This window comes from Streptomyces sp. cg35 (assembly GCF_050410835.1).
Lineage (GTDB): Bacteria > Actinomycetota > Actinomycetes > Streptomycetales > Streptomycetaceae > Streptomyces.
Map to the genome: position 1 here is coordinate 5313528 of NZ_CP191268.1, position 13320 is coordinate 5326847.

Below are 13320 nucleotides of genomic sequence, written 5' to 3' on the forward strand. Positions count from 1 at the left end.
CGGGCCGGCTTCGGCTGGTCGCGCCCACGCGGCGGAGCCGCAGACAGACACCTCCCCGCGCCCCTTTTTTTGGGGCGCGGGGTCTCCGACGGGCAAACCTGCTCGCTCGGACACTGACCTCGGTACCTGATACGGCCGGGGCAGACACCTAGGAGAAACACCATGCCGAAGCCCACCAAGGGTGCCCGTCTGGGCGGCAGCGCCGCGCACGAGAAGCTGCTCCTCGCGAACCTCGCGAAGTCGCTCTTCGAGCACGGCAAGATCACGACGACCGAGGCCAAGGCCCGTCGTCTGCGCCCGTACGCGGAGCGTCTGGTCACCAAGGCGAAGAAGGGCGACCTTCACAACCGCCGTCAGGTGCTCACGGTCATCACGGACAAGAGCGTCGTCCACACGCTCTTCACCGAGATCGCCCCGCGCTACGAGAACCGTCCGGGTGGTTACACCCGTATCACCAAGATCGGTAACCGTCGTGGCGACAACGCGCCCATGGCTGTCATCGAGCTGGTCGAGGCCCTGACGGTCGCGCAGCAGGCCACTGGTGAGGCCGAGGCCGCCACCAAGCGTGCCGCCAAGGACGCCGAGGCTGCCGCTCCGGCCGCCGAGGTCGTCGAGGACGCCAAGCCGGCCGAGGCCGCCGAGGAGTCCAAGGACGCCTGAGGCTCTGCCTCGAGTGTTGTGTGAGCGGGTCCGCCCCTTCGGGCGGGCCCGCTTTCGCGTTCGCGTGGGTGTGGAAAGGAACTGGGTGTGAGTGACGAAGTGGCGGACGGGTTCGTGCGCGTACGGCTCGACCTGTCGTACGACGGGACCGACTTCTCCGGGTGGGCCAAGCAGGCCGGCGGGCGGCGGACCGTCCAGGGGGAGATCGAGGACGCGCTGCGGACCGTGACGCGGTCCGCGCAGACGTACGAGCTGACCGTGGCGGGGCGGACGGATGCCGGGGTGCACGCGCGCGGGCAGGTCTCGCACGTCGATCTGCCGGAGAGCGTGTGGGAGGAGCACCGGGAGAAGCTGCTGAAGCGGCTCGCCGGGCGGCTGCCGAAGGATGTGCGGGTGTGGTCGGTGGCCGAGGCGCCGAGCGGGTTCAACGCCCGGTTCTCGGCGGTCTGGCGGCGGTACGCGTACCGCGTGACCGATCACCCGGGCGGGGTCGATCCGCTGCTGCGGGGGCATGTGCTGTGGCACGACTGGCCGTTGGACGTCGACGCCATGAACGAGGCGGCCGAGCGGCTGCTGGGGGAGCACGACTTCGCCGCGTACTGCAAGCGGCGCGAAGGGGCCACGACCATCCGGACCCTGCAGGCGCTGAGCCTCGTGCGCGGGGACGACGGGATCATCACCGCGACCGTGCGGGCCGACGCGTTCTGCCACAACATGGTGCGTTCGCTGATCGGGGCGCTGTTGTTCGTGGGCGACGGGCACCGCGGCGCCGACTGGCCGGGGAAGGTGCTGGCCGCCGGAGTGCGGGATTCCGCCGTGCACGTGGTGCGGCCGCACGGGCTGACGCTGGAGGAAGTCGGCTATCCCGCCGATGAGTTGCTGGCCGCGCGGAACAAGGAAGCGCGGAACAAGCGGACGCTTCCCGGGGCGGGCTGCTGCTGAGGCGCAGAGAGCCGAAACGGGGCGATGGTTGTACGGCTGGGGCGAGAAGAGACGAAACCCTCAGGTAACACGCGTTTGCAGTCGCTGGACAGCGCGGGCTACAGCTTCCAGGTGGAGCTCAAGTACAAGGCCGTGCGCGGGGGGTGCGAGGTCGTCGAGATCCCGATCCGGTTCGAGGAGCGGACCGAGGGCGTCTCCAAGATGAGCCTCGGTACGCAGATCGAGTCCGCGGTGATCCCGTTGCGGCTGCGCCGCCGATACCGCGGGGTGTGAGGGCGGTGAGCGGCAGGCACGGTGGCGCCCCGTCCGCGGTGAGCAGGCTGTACGCCGAGATCGCCAAGTTCGGCGTGGTCGGCCTGTGCGGCATCGTCGTGAACCTCGCGGCGTTCAATAAGTTCACCGGCATCGGCGTCGCGACCCTGTTCCGCTTCTGGTCGTACCGCACCTGGGTGTTCAAGAGGGCGCCGCAGGTGCCGGTGGCCCGCCACGGCTTCGACACGGCGGGATTCGTCGAGTCGGTGGAGGAGACGCTGACGCTCCGCCCGGTCAGCGCGTCGCCGCCGCCGAGGCCTGCGCCTCGCCGCGTCGTTTGATCTGCTGGAACGTGAACTCCTGGAGGTCGTCGCCCAGGTTGTACACCGTGGTGTCCTGCTTGGTGGCGTCCGTGCCGTTGGTGCGGCCGCCGTTGGTGAAGTACGCGTAGCGGCCGACGGAGTTCGCGGTCTGGCGGCACACCGTCGTGCGGCAGAACGTGGGCACGCCGGAGCCGGGCAGGGAGACGATCGCGCCGTCGAAGTCGTACTGCTCCTTGGCCCGGGTCGCCGCCGCCTTCGTGTCGAAGACCGCGACGCCGATGGTGACCGCGGAGCCGCCCTTGTAGTAGGTCGCGCGGATGACCTGGGTGCAGCCGTTCTTCTTCAGGACGCCGGGCAGGCCCTTGGTGCCCACCGAGGAGCAGTCCGTCGTCCGGGCCGTCGCGCCCTTCCTGTACACCTGGCCGCCGAAGGTGAGCGTCTTGCCGGGGTACAGGGTGTCGGCGGTGAGCGGCGCCTTGTCCTTGGCCGCGCTGTCGATGAAGTCGTTCGGGTCGAGCGGCGGCGGCGGGGTCGTCTCCGCGAAGGAGGGGCCCGGCGTCTTCCCCTCGCTGGGGATGTCCGCGGTGCTCGGCAGCTGGTCGGACGGCTTGTTCCCGGCCGTGCTGTTCTTGTTGGCGGAGACGATGCCCCAGGCCACGACCGACCCGACGGCGAGCGTGGCGACGACGGCGCCGCCGATCATCATCCAGCGCTTCTTGCGCGCCCGTGCCTCTGAGGCCTCGGCGAGTGCCGCCCAGTCCGGAGCGCCCCCGCTGTCACCGGACCCCCACTGGGGTCCCCCCTGCCCGAAACTCATGGGGCGCATCTTAGACGGCCCGGATGGGGCGGGGGATACGCCTGATGCGGTCCGGCACCACCTAACGTAAACCGCATGAAAGCCGCCAAATCGCCCCTAACCAGTTGGTTGTTGCGGCCCGCGCCCCGTTCCGTCCGGGCCGCTCTGTGCGTCGTGCTCGCCGTGCTCGCCGCTCACGTCGCGCTCAAGGCGCCCGGCGGCGGCATGGACAACGGGATCGTCGTGCGCGCCGCCCGGGTGTGGCTGGACGGCGGATCCCCGTACGCCGACCGGCACTTCCTCTACTTCCCGAGCGCCGTGCTCGCCGCCGTGCCGCAGGCCCTGACGCCAACCGCCGTGCTGCGCCTGGCCGTTCCGGTGCTCGTGACGGGCGGCCTCGTAGCCGGCTGGGCGGGCGCCCTGCGGGTGCACGGGGTGCCGTGGCGCAGCCGGTTCGCCGCGTACGGGCTGCTCGCGCTCGCCGTCGGCTTCGCGCCCTTCGCGCACCTGGTCGCCCTCGGGAACTGGACGGTGACGGCCGTCGCCGCGCTGCCCTGGGCCCTGCTGCTCGCCGCCAGGGGGCGCTGGCTCGCGGCGGGCGTCGTGCTCGGTGCGGCCCTCGCGCTCAAACCGCTGCTCGCCCCGGTCGCCCTCCTCTTCGTCCTCGCACGGCAGTGGCGGGGGCTCGCGGCCCTGGTCCTCGTGCCCGCGGGCGCCTCGGCGGCCGCGGCCCTGGCGATGCCGGACCCGGCCGGCTTCTTCACCCGCACCCTGCCCTTCCTGCTGCGCGGCGACGACGGCTTCGTACGGCTCTACGAGGCCTCGCCCGGGGCGGTCCTCGCGCGGCTCGGCGTCCCGGCGGCCGCGGCGACGGCGCTCGCCGCGGCGGGGGCGGCGGCCGGGGTGTGGTGCGCGTGGCGGCGCTGGAGGAGGGGGGACGCGGGGGCGCGGCGGGTGTCCGAGACCGCCGTGATGCTGATGCTCTCGGCCTTTCTCGTCTCCCGGCCCAGCTACGACCACTACCTCCTGGTCGTCGTGCCCCTGCTGCTGGCCGGGGCTCTGGAGGCGGGCGCCGCCGCCCGTGCCCCCTGGCTCTGGGCGGCGCTGCTGCCGCAGCTGCCCGGCCTTTCCTGGCCGTACCTCGACACGGGAGTGCGCAGGGCCTTCCTCGACTGCGCGACGCTGTGTGTGCTGGCCGTCACGGTCGCACGGAGCTGTTCGCTCCGGCGGGCCGTTAGGCTGGAAGTGACCGGGCGGACCACGGTCCCGGAGTCGAGGTCGGACAGCGTTTTGACCCATCCGGGGCGCCGCGGGTATTCTGCCTAGTCGTTATGTGTATCGGCTTGCTCATTCTCATGTGAGAGGCCCTTGCACGGGTTCCCTGGAGCAGTTACCAGTGGGCGGCATACGGGCGCTGAACCCGGCACTGTCGTCCCCAGCTGCACGATCGCTTCAGTGATGCCATTTTCAGCACCCATCCACTGAAGAAGAAGGCTGCTAAGTGCGTACGTACAGCCCTAAGCCCGGCGATGTGACTCGCCAGTGGCACGTCATCGACGCGCAGGACATCGTCCTGGGCCGTCTGGCAACCACTGCTGCGAACCTCCTCCGTGGCAAGCACAAGCCGACCTATGCCCCGCACATGGACATGGGCGACTTCGTCGTCATCATCAACGCCGACAAGGTTCACCTGTCCGGCAACAAGAAGACCCAGAAGATGGCGTACCGCCACTCCGGTTACCCGGGTGGTCTGCGTTCCGTCCGCTACGACGAGCTTCTCGCGAAGACCCCGGAGAAGGCCGTCGAGAAGGCCATCAAGGGCATGCTCCCGAAGAACTCGCTCGGCCGTCAGATGCTCTCGAAGCTGAAGGTCTACTCGGGCGACCAGCACCCGCACGCTGCCCAGCAGCCGGTGCCGTTCGAGATCACCCAGGTCGCGCAGTAGTTCCGGCCACACCCCCAAAGACAGAAAAGAATCTGAGGAGCATCGTGGCCGAGACCACCCCTGAGACGCCGGTCGAAGAGATCGTGGACGTCGAGAGCTACACCACCGAGTCGGACGCGCCCGTCGAGGGCGAGTACACCTCGGAGTCCAACCCCGCCCGCTTCGGTGACCCGCAGCCGGCCGCCGGCCTGGGCCGTCGCAAGAACGCCATCGCGCGCGTTCGCATCGTGCCCGGCACCGGCAAGTGGAAGGTCAACGGGCGCACGCTCGAGGACTACTTCCCGAACAAGGTCCACCAGCAGGAAGTCAACGAGCCCTTCAAGGTGCTCGAGCTCGACGGCCGCTACGACGTCATCGCCCGCATCTCGGGTGGCGGCGTCTCCGGTCAGGCCGGCGCCCTGCGCCTGGGCGTGGCCCGCGCGCTGAACGAGGCCGACGTGGACAACAACCGTCCGGCGCTCAAGAAGGCCGGTTACCTCAAGCGTGACGACCGTGCGGTCGAGCGCAAGAAGGCCGGTCTCAAGAAGGCCCGCAAGGCCCCGCAGTACAGCAAGCGCTAAATCTGCTGCCTGCTTGTTTTTCCCGTTCGCCCCGGCGGCACCTTCCGTGCCGCCGGGGCGTTCGGCTTATGGACGACTTGAAGTTCGGAGGACACAAGTGGGACGACTCTTCGGCACGGACGGCGTGCGCGGTGTCGCCAACGCGGATCTCACGGCCGAGCTGGCGCTCGGTCTCTCGGTTGCCGCGGCGCATGTGCTCGGTGAGGCGGGCAGCTTCGAGGGGCACCGTCCGGTGGCGGTCGTCGGCCGTGACCCGCGTGCTTCGGGCGAGTTCCTGGAGGCCGCGGTCGTCGCGGGTCTGGCCAGCGCGGGCGTCGACGTCCTGCGCGTCGGTGTGCTGCCCACCCCCGCGGTGGCGTATCTCACCAGTGCGCTGGGAGCCGACCTCGGCGTGATGCTCTCCGCGAGCCACAACGCCATGCCGGACAACGGCATCAAGTTCCTCGCGCGCGGCGGCCACAAGCTCGACGACGCCCTGGAGGACCGCATCGAGGACGTCTACGAGCAGCACCGCACCGGTGCGCCGTGGGACCGTCCGACCGGGGCCGGCGTCGGCCGCGTGAAGTCGTACGACGAAGGGCTCGACCAGTACGTCGCCCACCTCGTCGGTGTCCTGCCCAACCGGCTGGAGGGTCTGCGGATCGTCCTCGACGAGGCGCACGGCGCCGCGTCCCGTGTCTCGCCGGAGGCGTTCACGCGCGCCGGTGCCGAGGTCGTCACGATCGGCGCCGAGCCGGACGGGCTCAACATCAACGACGGCTGCGGCTCGACCCACCTCGACCTGCTGAAGGCCGCCGTCGTCGAGCACAAGGCCGACTTCGGCATCGCGCACGACGGCGACGCCGACCGGTGCCTGGCCGTGGACCACACCGGGTCCGAGGTCGACGGCGACCAGATCATGGCCGTCCTCGCCCTCGCGATGAGCGAGCGTGGTGCCCTGCGGAAGGACACCGTTGTCGCGACCGTCATGTCGAACCTCGGCTTCAAGCTGGCCATGGAGCGCGCGGGCATCACGTTCGTGCAGACCGCGGTCGGCGACCGGTACGTCCTGGAGTCCATGAAGCAGCACGGCTACGCGCTGGGCGGTGAGCAGTCCGGGCACGTCATCGTGCTCGACCACGCGACGACCGGTGACGGCACGCTGACCGGGCTGCTGCTCGCGGCGCGCGTCGCGCAGACCGGCCGGAGCCTCAAGGACCTCGCGTCCGTCATGGAGCGGCTCCCGCAGGTGCTCATCAACGTGCCGGACGTCGACAAGTCCCGGGTCACCACCTCGCCCGAGCTGACCGCGGCCGTGGCCGACGCCGAGCGTGAGCTGGGCGAGACCGGGCGGGTGCTGCTGCGTTCCTCCGGCACCGAGCCGCTGGTGCGCGTGATGGTCGAGGCCGCCGACATCGAGCAGGCCCGGACCGTCGCCGGACGCCTCGCCGACGTCGTGAAGTCGGCGCTCGGCTAAGGGCGCCGGCTCGTCCGCGGCGTCACCCGCGTCCTCGCCCAGAACAGCTTCTGGGCGAGGAGCGTCAGGGTGCCCGCGAGGACGATCCCCAGCAGGTTCAGCAGGAGCTGTTCCGTCGAGCCCCAGGCCTGCCGGTACTCGCTGTAGCTGAAGGCGACCGCCGCGTTCGCCGCGGCGGGGACCGTCGTCACCGAGATGGCGACACCGACCAGCGCGCCGGACTTCGCCGAGGTGAGCGAGAGGGTGCCCGCGGCGCCCGCGAGGACCGCGACGACGAACGAGAACCAGTCCGGGTTGTAGATGAAGCTGGTGTTGGGGCGCCGGTCGCCCTGCAGCAGTTCATCGCTGAACAGCCCCACCGCGTCCATGAACCAGCTGAACCCGGCCGTCACCACCATCGCCGCCGCGAACCCCACCAGGAGCGCGGTCAGGGAGCGGGCGGCCAGCCGCGGTGCCCGGCGGACCAGCGACGTGCACACCCCGGCCACCGGGCCGAAGTCGGGGCCGACGGCCATGGCGCCGACGATCAGAATGGCGTTGTCGAGCACGACGCCGCAGGCCGCGATCATGGTGGCGATCACCATGAAGGCCACGTAGGTCACCGAGAGCGTCGACTCCTCGTGGGTGGCGTCCGTCAGCTGCTCCCACAGCACCGCGTCCGCACCCTCGCCCGGGGCGTCGTCCTCGGCCTTGTCGGCCCGTTCGGACAGCGACAGATCGATGTTCTCGACGGCGATCGACCCGGTCCGGTCGAGGCCGAGACCGCGCAGCGCGCCGAGGAGTTCGTCCCCCGCCTCGCGGGCGACGTCGCAGGTGACGACATCGCCCGCCGGGACCCGGGCCGCACCCGGCAGCACCGTGACGTGCGTGGTGCCGACCGTCTTCTCGATCAGGTCCACCACGTCGTCCGTCGTGTCGGCCGGGGTGATCAGTCGCAGATGCAGCATGCGCGTACGGTAACGGGCTCTCAGAGTTTGCGGAGCCGCAGCCGCTGCACCTTGTGGTCGGGGCCCTTCTGGATGACGAGGCCCGCGCGGCCGCGGGTGGGCGCCACGTTCTCCAGCAGGTTCACCTTGTTGATGGTGCGCCAGGTCGTGCGCGCGTAGTCGAGTGCCTCCTCCTCGGACACCTGCGTGTACTTGCGGAAGTACGACGACGGGTCCTGGAAGGCGGTCGCGCGCAGCTTGCGGAAGCGGTTGAGGTACCAGCGCTCGATGTCCTCGGCGCGCGCGTCCACGTACACGCTGAAGTCGAAGTAGTCGGCGAGACCGACGCGGGTGCGGCCGTCCTTGCCGGGCAGGGCGGGCTGCAGCACGTTGATGCCCTCGACGATGAGGATGTCGGGGCGGCGGACCGTGAGCTTCTGGTCCGGCACGATGTCGTAGATCAGGTGCGAGTAGACGGGGGCCGTCACCTCGTCCTTGCCCGCCTTGATGTCGGCGACGAAGCGGGTCAGGGCCCGGCGGTCGTACGACTCGGGGAAGCCCTTGCGCGACATCAGGCCGCGGGCCTCCAGCTCCTTGGTCGGCAGCAGGAAGCCGTCGGTGGTGACGCGCTCGACGCGCGGGTGCTCGGGCCAGCGGGAGAGCAGGGCCTGCAGGAGGCGGGCGACCGTCGACTTGCCGACCGCCACCGAGCCCGCGACCCCTATGACGAAGGGGGTGCCGGACTGGGAGGCCTTCTGGACGGTGTCGCCGAGGAAGGTGTTCACGGCGCTGCGCAGGCCGTCGGTCGCGCCGACGTACAGGTTCAGAAGGCGGGAGAGCGGCAGGTAGATGTCGCGGACCTCGTCGAGGTCGATCACATCGCCGAGGCCGCGGAGCTGCTCCACCTCCTCGGCGGTCAGCGGCAGGGGCGTCTTGTCACGCAGGGCGCTCCACTCGGTGCGGGTGAGGTCGACGTAGGGAGTCGCCTCCGGCTTGTGCCGGTGGGCGCTCCGGGAGGTCGAGTGCAGGGGCTCGGAGACCGGAGAGATCACAGTCCATTGTTACGGCTGTACGGACGGGGCGGGGGGTGGGGTGCGTCACGCGGCGCAGCGCCCGCCCCGCCTCCCGCGGCTCGTCACGGCTCGTGCACAGGTATGGACCTGCGGTGGAGGCGGCGGTACGGTCCCCAGACCCGTGGGGCAGAGCCGCCTCCGCGGGGCGGGAGGGGAACCGTGATGTCCTTACTTCGCGTGCCCGGCTTCGTGCGACGGCGGACCGGCGCCGCGCAGGACCCCGACGACTGGGCCGGCCACGTCCGCAGTGAGCTGGCGCTGGAGCTGCCCGACGAGGACATCGGCGAGGACCTCGACGACTGCCTCGACTTCTACGAGATGGGCAGCAAGCCGCGCTGCGAGGAGGTCGAGTACCTGGGGCTCGTGCAGGACGCGCGGGACCGGCTCCTGTGGGGGCGCGAAAACCGGCCCTAGGCTGCGCTTCATGTGCGGAATCGTGGGTTACGTAGGTTCACAGTCGGCTCTCGACGTCGTCCTGGCGGGGCTGAAGCGGTTGGAGTACCGGGGCTACGACTCGGCCGGTGTGGCCGTGCTCGCGGACGGCTCGCTCGCTTCCGCGAAGAAGGCCGGGAAGCTCGCCAATCTGGAGAAGGAACTCGTGGACCGGCCGCTGCCGGCCGGCGCCACCGGTATCGGGCACACCCGCTGGGCCACCCACGGCGGCCCCACGGACGCCAACGCGCACCCGCATCTGGACAACGCGGGCCGGGTCGCCGTCGTCCACAACGGCATCATCGAGAACTTCGCGGCGCTGCGGGCCGAGCTGGCCGAGCGGGGCCATGTCCTGTCCTCCGAGACGGACACCGAGGTCGTGGCGCATCTGCTGGCCGAGGAGTACTCGGTGTGTGCGGACCTCGCCGAGGCGATGAGACTGGTGTGCCGGCGCCTGGAAGGCGCGTTCACGCTCGTCGCGGCGCATGCGGACGCCCCGGACGTGGTCGTGGGCGCGCGCCGGAACTCGCCGCTGGTGGTGGGCGTGGGGGAGGGCGAGGCGTTCCTCGCCTCGGACGTGGCGGCCTTCATCGCGCACACCCGCTCCGCGATCGAGCTGGGCCAGGACCAGGTCGTGGAGCTGCGCCGGGACGGTGTCGTCGTCACCGACTTCGACGGGCGGGCCGCGGACGTGCGGCACTACCACGTCGACTGGGACGCCTCCGCCGCCGAGAAGGGCGGCTACGACTACTTCATGCTCAAGGAGATCGCCGAGCAGCCGAAGGCCGTCGCCGACACGCTGCTCGGGCGGATCGGCGCGGAGGGCCAGCTGACGCTGGACGAGCTGCGCATCCCGCCGCAGGTCCTGAAGATGGTCGACAAGGTCGTCATCGTGGCGTGCGGCACGGCCTTCCACGCGGGCCTGATCGCCAAGTACGCCATCGAGCACTGGACGCGGATCCCGTGCGAGGTGGAGCTGGCCAGCGAGTTCCGCTACCGGGACCCGATCCTGGACGCCCGCTCGCTGGTCATCGCGATCTCGCAGTCCGGCGAGACGATGGACACCCTGATGGCGCTGCGGCACGCGCGCGAGCAGGGCGCCACGGTCCTCGCCATCTGCAACACGAACGGTTCGACGATCCCGCGCGAGTCGGACGCGGTGCTGTACACGCACGCCGGTCCCGAGGTCGCGGTCGCGTCGACGAAGGCGTTCCTGACGCAGCTGGTGGCCTGCTATCTGGTCGCGCTGTATCTCGGCCAGGTGCGCGGCACCAAGTGGGCCGACGAGATCCTCGCCGTCGTACGGGACCTGTCCCGCATCGGCGAGGAGGTCGAACGGGTCCTGGAGACCATGGAGCCGGTGCGGGAGCTGGCGCGTTCGCTGGCCGGGCACGACACCGTGCTGTTCCTGGGGCGGCACGTCGGATACCCGGTGGCTCTGGAAGGCGCCCTGAAGCTCAAGGAACTGGCGTACATGCACGCCGAGGGCTTCGCGGCCGGTGAGCTGAAGCACGGGCCGATCGCCCTCATCGAGGAGGGCATGCCGGTGGTCGTGGTGGTGCCTTCGCCGCGGGGACGGTCGGTGCTCCACGACAAGATCGTGTCGAACATCCAGGAGATCAGGGCGCGCGGGGCGCGGACCATCGTGATCGCGGAGGAGGGCGACGAGGCCGTCGTGCCCTACGCCGACCACCTGGTCCGGGTACCGGTCACGCCGACGCTGCTGCAGCCGCTGGTCGCGACGGTGCCGCTGCAGGTGTTCGCGTGCGAGCTGGCGACGGCGCGGGGCAACGAGGTGGATCAGCCGCGGAACCTGGCGAAGTCCGTGACGGTGGAGTGAGCCGGTCCCGGCCGGTCGCTCTAAGGTGCTCGGCATGAGCATCATCGGGGTCGGTATCGACGTGGCCGAGATCGAGCGGTTCGCGGCGTCGCTGGAGCGGACGCCGGGGATGGCCGAACGGCTGTTCCTGCCGGGCGAGCTGCTGCTGCCCGGCGGCGAGCGGCGCGGGGTCGCGTCGCTCGCCGCGCGGTTCGCGGCGAAGGAGGCCATCGCGAAGGCGCTCGGCGCGCCGGGCGGGCTGCGGTGGACCGACGCGGAGGTGTGGGTCGAGGAGACGGGGCAGCCGCGGTTCCGGGTGACCGGGACGGTGGCTGCGCGGGCGGCGGCGCTGGGTGTCACCGGGTTTCATGTGTCGCTGAGCCATGACGCGGGGGTCGCGTCCGCGGTGGTTGTGGCCGAGGGATAGGCGGGGCGGGGGCCGGGCGCGGGTCCGGCCGGGCGCCGTCGGGGTGTGGTGTGCGGTGCCGGGTGCGGGCTTCGTCGTGGCGGGTCGCGCCCCGCGACGGAGCCGCTGATCTATGCAGCCCCGCGCCCCTGAGGCATGCAGCTTCGCTGCTGCCTCATCGATGAGGTGCCGCACGCAGTGCGCATCTCAGGGGCGCGGGGAACTGCGCGACCAGCCCCCACCGGCCCGCAGTCGGCAACGAACGGCAACGGACGGCAACGAACGGCTAGGCCCCCATGACGTCCCGCCACACCACGGGTACCGCCGACGCCACGTCCTGCGCAGACACGGGCGCCCCCTGCGCCGCATGCCGCGCGGCCAAGCCGTGCAGATAGGCGCCCACCGAGGCCGCCTCCGCGGGGTGGAGGCCGGCGGAGAGGAGGGAGCCCGTCAGGCCGGACAGGACGTCGCCGCTGCCCGCGGTGGCCAGCCACGGCGTACCCGTCGGATTCACCCGCACCGGTCCGCCCTCCGGCGACGCGATCAGCGTCGTCGAGCCCTTCAGCAGCACCGTCGCCCCGTACCGCGCCGCCAACTCCCGTACGGAAAAGAGGCGTTGCTCCTCGACCTGGTCCCGGGCGGAGCCCAGCAGCGCCGCAGCCTCGCCGGCGTGCGGGGTCAGGAGCGTCGGGGCGGTGCGGGCGCGGACCGTCGCCGCGTCCGCCAGGCGCAGGCCGTCCGCGTCGATCAGTACCGGCACGTCGGACGCCAGGACGTCCGAAAGTCCCGCCGTGTCGTCGCCCAGGCCCGGCCCGATCACCCACGCCTGGACCCGGCCCGCCTTGGCCGGGGGGCCCGCCGACACCAGGGTCTCCGGGAAGCGGGCCAGGACCGCGTCCGCGGCCGGGCCGACGTAGCGGACCGCGCCCGCGCCGCCGTGCAGCGCCCCGGCCACGGCCAGGACGGCCGCCCCCGGGTAGCGGGCCGAGCCCGCGACGATCCCGACCACGCCCCGCCGGTACTTGTCGCTCTCACCGGTGGGCCGGGGCAGCAGCCGCGCCGTGTCGTCGTACTGGAGAGCCTCCAACTCGGCTTCCTTCGCGGGGAGTTCGAGGCCGATGTCGACCAGGCGGAGCGCCCCCGCGTACGCGTGCGCCGGGTCGACGAGCAGCCCCGGCTTGTACGCGCCGAACGTGACCGTCACGTCCGCCCGCACGGCCTCGCCGCGCACCTCGCCCGTGTCCGCGTCGACCCCGCTGGGCAGGTCCACGGCCACGACCGTGCCCCCCGACTCCGTCGCCGCCGCGGCCAGCCGGGCCGCGCGCGGGCGCAGGCCGCCCTTGCCGCCGATGCCCACGATGCCGTCCATGACCAGGTCGGCCCGGGACACCGCGTCCACGGCTGCGCCGGACTCCCCGTCGAGCACCGAGCCGCCCGCCGCCCGCAGCGCCGCGAGGCCGCCCGCGTGCGCCCGCTCCGGCGACAGCAGCAGGGCCGTCACGCCCGCGCCGCGCCGGGCCAGGCGGGCGCCCGCGTACAGGGCGTCGCCGCCGTTGTCCCCGGAGCCGGCCAGCAGGGCGACCCGCGCTCCGTACACCTTGCCGAGCAGGTCCGCGCAGGCCGCGGCGAGGCCCGCTGCCGCCCGCTGCATCAGTGCTCCGTCGGGCAGCCGCGCCATCAGCGCGCGTTCGGCGGCCCTGATCGTCTCCACGTCGTAGGCAGTGCGCATG

Annotated in this window: 14 protein-coding genes and 1 pseudogene; 11 read left to right on the top strand and 4 right to left on the bottom strand. The window is 71.6% G+C overall.

Annotated features, from left to right (window positions below; genetic code table 11):
* The first annotated feature begins 162 nt into the window (after window positions 1-162).
* The 4 genes and pseudogenes from rplQ to ACQUQD_RS24355 all read left to right on the top strand — a co-directional run bounded on the left by rplQ (window position 163) and on the right by ACQUQD_RS24355 (window position 2195).
* Window positions 163-660 carry a 50S ribosomal protein L17 gene (gene rplQ / locus ACQUQD_RS24340; RefSeq protein ID WP_018528369.1) on the top strand — a complete coding sequence of 166 codons (498 nt, stop codon included), beginning with the start codon at window positions 163-165 and terminating at the stop codon, window positions 658-660.
* Between the two features lie 87 nt (window positions 661-747).
* Complete coding sequence (gene truA, locus ACQUQD_RS24345) at window positions 748-1602, top strand: tRNA pseudouridine(38-40) synthase TruA (RefSeq protein WP_428954242.1); 855 nt, start codon at window positions 748-750, stop codon at window positions 1600-1602.
* 75 nt (window positions 1603-1677) lie between these two features.
* A pseudogene (locus ACQUQD_RS24350) lies at window positions 1678-1875 on the top strand (polyprenol monophosphomannose synthase); the annotation flags it as partial.
* A 5-nt stretch (window positions 1876-1880) separates the two neighbouring features.
* Window positions 1881-2195 (top strand): hypothetical protein, encoded by a 315-nt coding sequence (locus ACQUQD_RS24355; protein WP_428954243.1) that lies wholly within the window; start codon window positions 1881-1883, stop codon window positions 2193-2195.
* Here the strand turns inward: ACQUQD_RS24355 and ACQUQD_RS24360 are convergent.
* On the bottom strand, window positions 2149-2994 hold the full coding sequence (locus ACQUQD_RS24360) for a hypothetical protein (RefSeq protein WP_428954244.1): 846 nt from the start codon (window positions 2992-2994) through the stop codon (window positions 2149-2151). The genes ACQUQD_RS24355 and ACQUQD_RS24360 overlap by 47 nt on opposite strands.
* 75 nt (window positions 2995-3069) lie before the next feature.
* Here ACQUQD_RS24360 and ACQUQD_RS24365 point away from each other — a divergent pair, with 75 nt between their 5' ends.
* The 4 genes from ACQUQD_RS24365 to glmM all read left to right on the top strand — a co-directional run bounded on the left by ACQUQD_RS24365 (window position 3070) and on the right by glmM (window position 6934).
* Window positions 3070-4299, top strand: a complete 1230-nt coding sequence (locus tag ACQUQD_RS24365) for a glycosyltransferase family 87 protein (RefSeq protein ID WP_428954245.1) — start codon at window positions 3070-3072, stop codon at window positions 4297-4299.
* A gap of 175 nt (window positions 4300-4474) precedes the next feature.
* On the top strand, window positions 4475-4918 hold the full coding sequence (gene rplM / locus ACQUQD_RS24370) for a 50S ribosomal protein L13 (RefSeq protein ID WP_428954246.1): 444 nt from the start codon (window positions 4475-4477) through the stop codon (window positions 4916-4918).
* A 44-nt stretch (window positions 4919-4962) separates the two neighbouring features.
* A complete protein-coding gene (gene rpsI / locus ACQUQD_RS24375; protein ID WP_428954247.1) occupies window positions 4963-5478 on the top strand; it encodes a 30S ribosomal protein S9 in 516 nt (171 codons plus the stop codon).
* Window positions 5479-5575: 97 nt separating this feature from the next.
* Window positions 5576-6934: a phosphoglucosamine mutase gene (gene glmM, locus ACQUQD_RS24380; RefSeq protein WP_428954248.1), complete on the top strand. Its 1359-nt coding sequence runs from the start codon at window positions 5576-5578 to the stop codon at window positions 6932-6934.
* Here glmM and ACQUQD_RS24385 read toward each other — a convergent pair.
* Both ACQUQD_RS24385 and coaA read right to left on the bottom strand, forming a co-directional pair.
* On the bottom strand, window positions 6931-7881 hold the full coding sequence (locus ACQUQD_RS24385; protein ID WP_428954249.1) for a DUF389 domain-containing protein: 951 nt from the start codon (window positions 7879-7881) through the stop codon (window positions 6931-6933). The two genes, glmM and ACQUQD_RS24385, sit on opposite strands and share 4 nt — an antisense overlap.
* 20 nt (window positions 7882-7901) lie before the next feature.
* Window positions 7902-8912: a type I pantothenate kinase gene (gene coaA, locus ACQUQD_RS24390; RefSeq protein WP_428954250.1), complete on the bottom strand. Its 1011-nt coding sequence runs from the start codon at window positions 8910-8912 to the stop codon at window positions 7902-7904.
* A 183-nt stretch (window positions 8913-9095) separates the two neighbouring features.
* Between coaA and ACQUQD_RS24395 the strand changes: the two genes are divergently transcribed.
* The 3 genes from ACQUQD_RS24395 to ACQUQD_RS24405 are packed head-to-tail and all read left to right on the top strand — an operon-like array spanning window position 9096 to window position 11611.
* Complete coding sequence (locus ACQUQD_RS24395; protein WP_428954251.1) at window positions 9096-9347, top strand: hypothetical protein; 252 nt, start codon at window positions 9096-9098, stop codon at window positions 9345-9347.
* Between the two features lie 10 nt (window positions 9348-9357).
* The gene (gene glmS / locus ACQUQD_RS24400) at window positions 9358-11205 is read left to right on the top strand and encodes a glutamine--fructose-6-phosphate transaminase (isomerizing) (protein ID WP_428954252.1); all 1848 of its coding nucleotides are present in this window, start codon (window positions 9358-9360) and stop codon (window positions 11203-11205) included.
* A 34-nt stretch (window positions 11206-11239) separates the two neighbouring features.
* On the top strand, window positions 11240-11611 hold the full coding sequence (locus ACQUQD_RS24405; RefSeq protein ID WP_428954253.1) for a holo-ACP synthase: 372 nt from the start codon (window positions 11240-11242) through the stop codon (window positions 11609-11611).
* 265 nt (window positions 11612-11876) lie between these two features.
* Here the strand turns inward: ACQUQD_RS24405 and ACQUQD_RS24410 are convergent, their stop codons facing one another.
* A complete protein-coding gene (locus tag ACQUQD_RS24410) occupies window positions 11877-13319 on the bottom strand; it encodes an NAD(P)H-hydrate dehydratase (RefSeq protein WP_428954254.1) in 1443 nt (480 codons plus the stop codon).
* Window position 13320 lies beyond the last annotated feature (1 nt).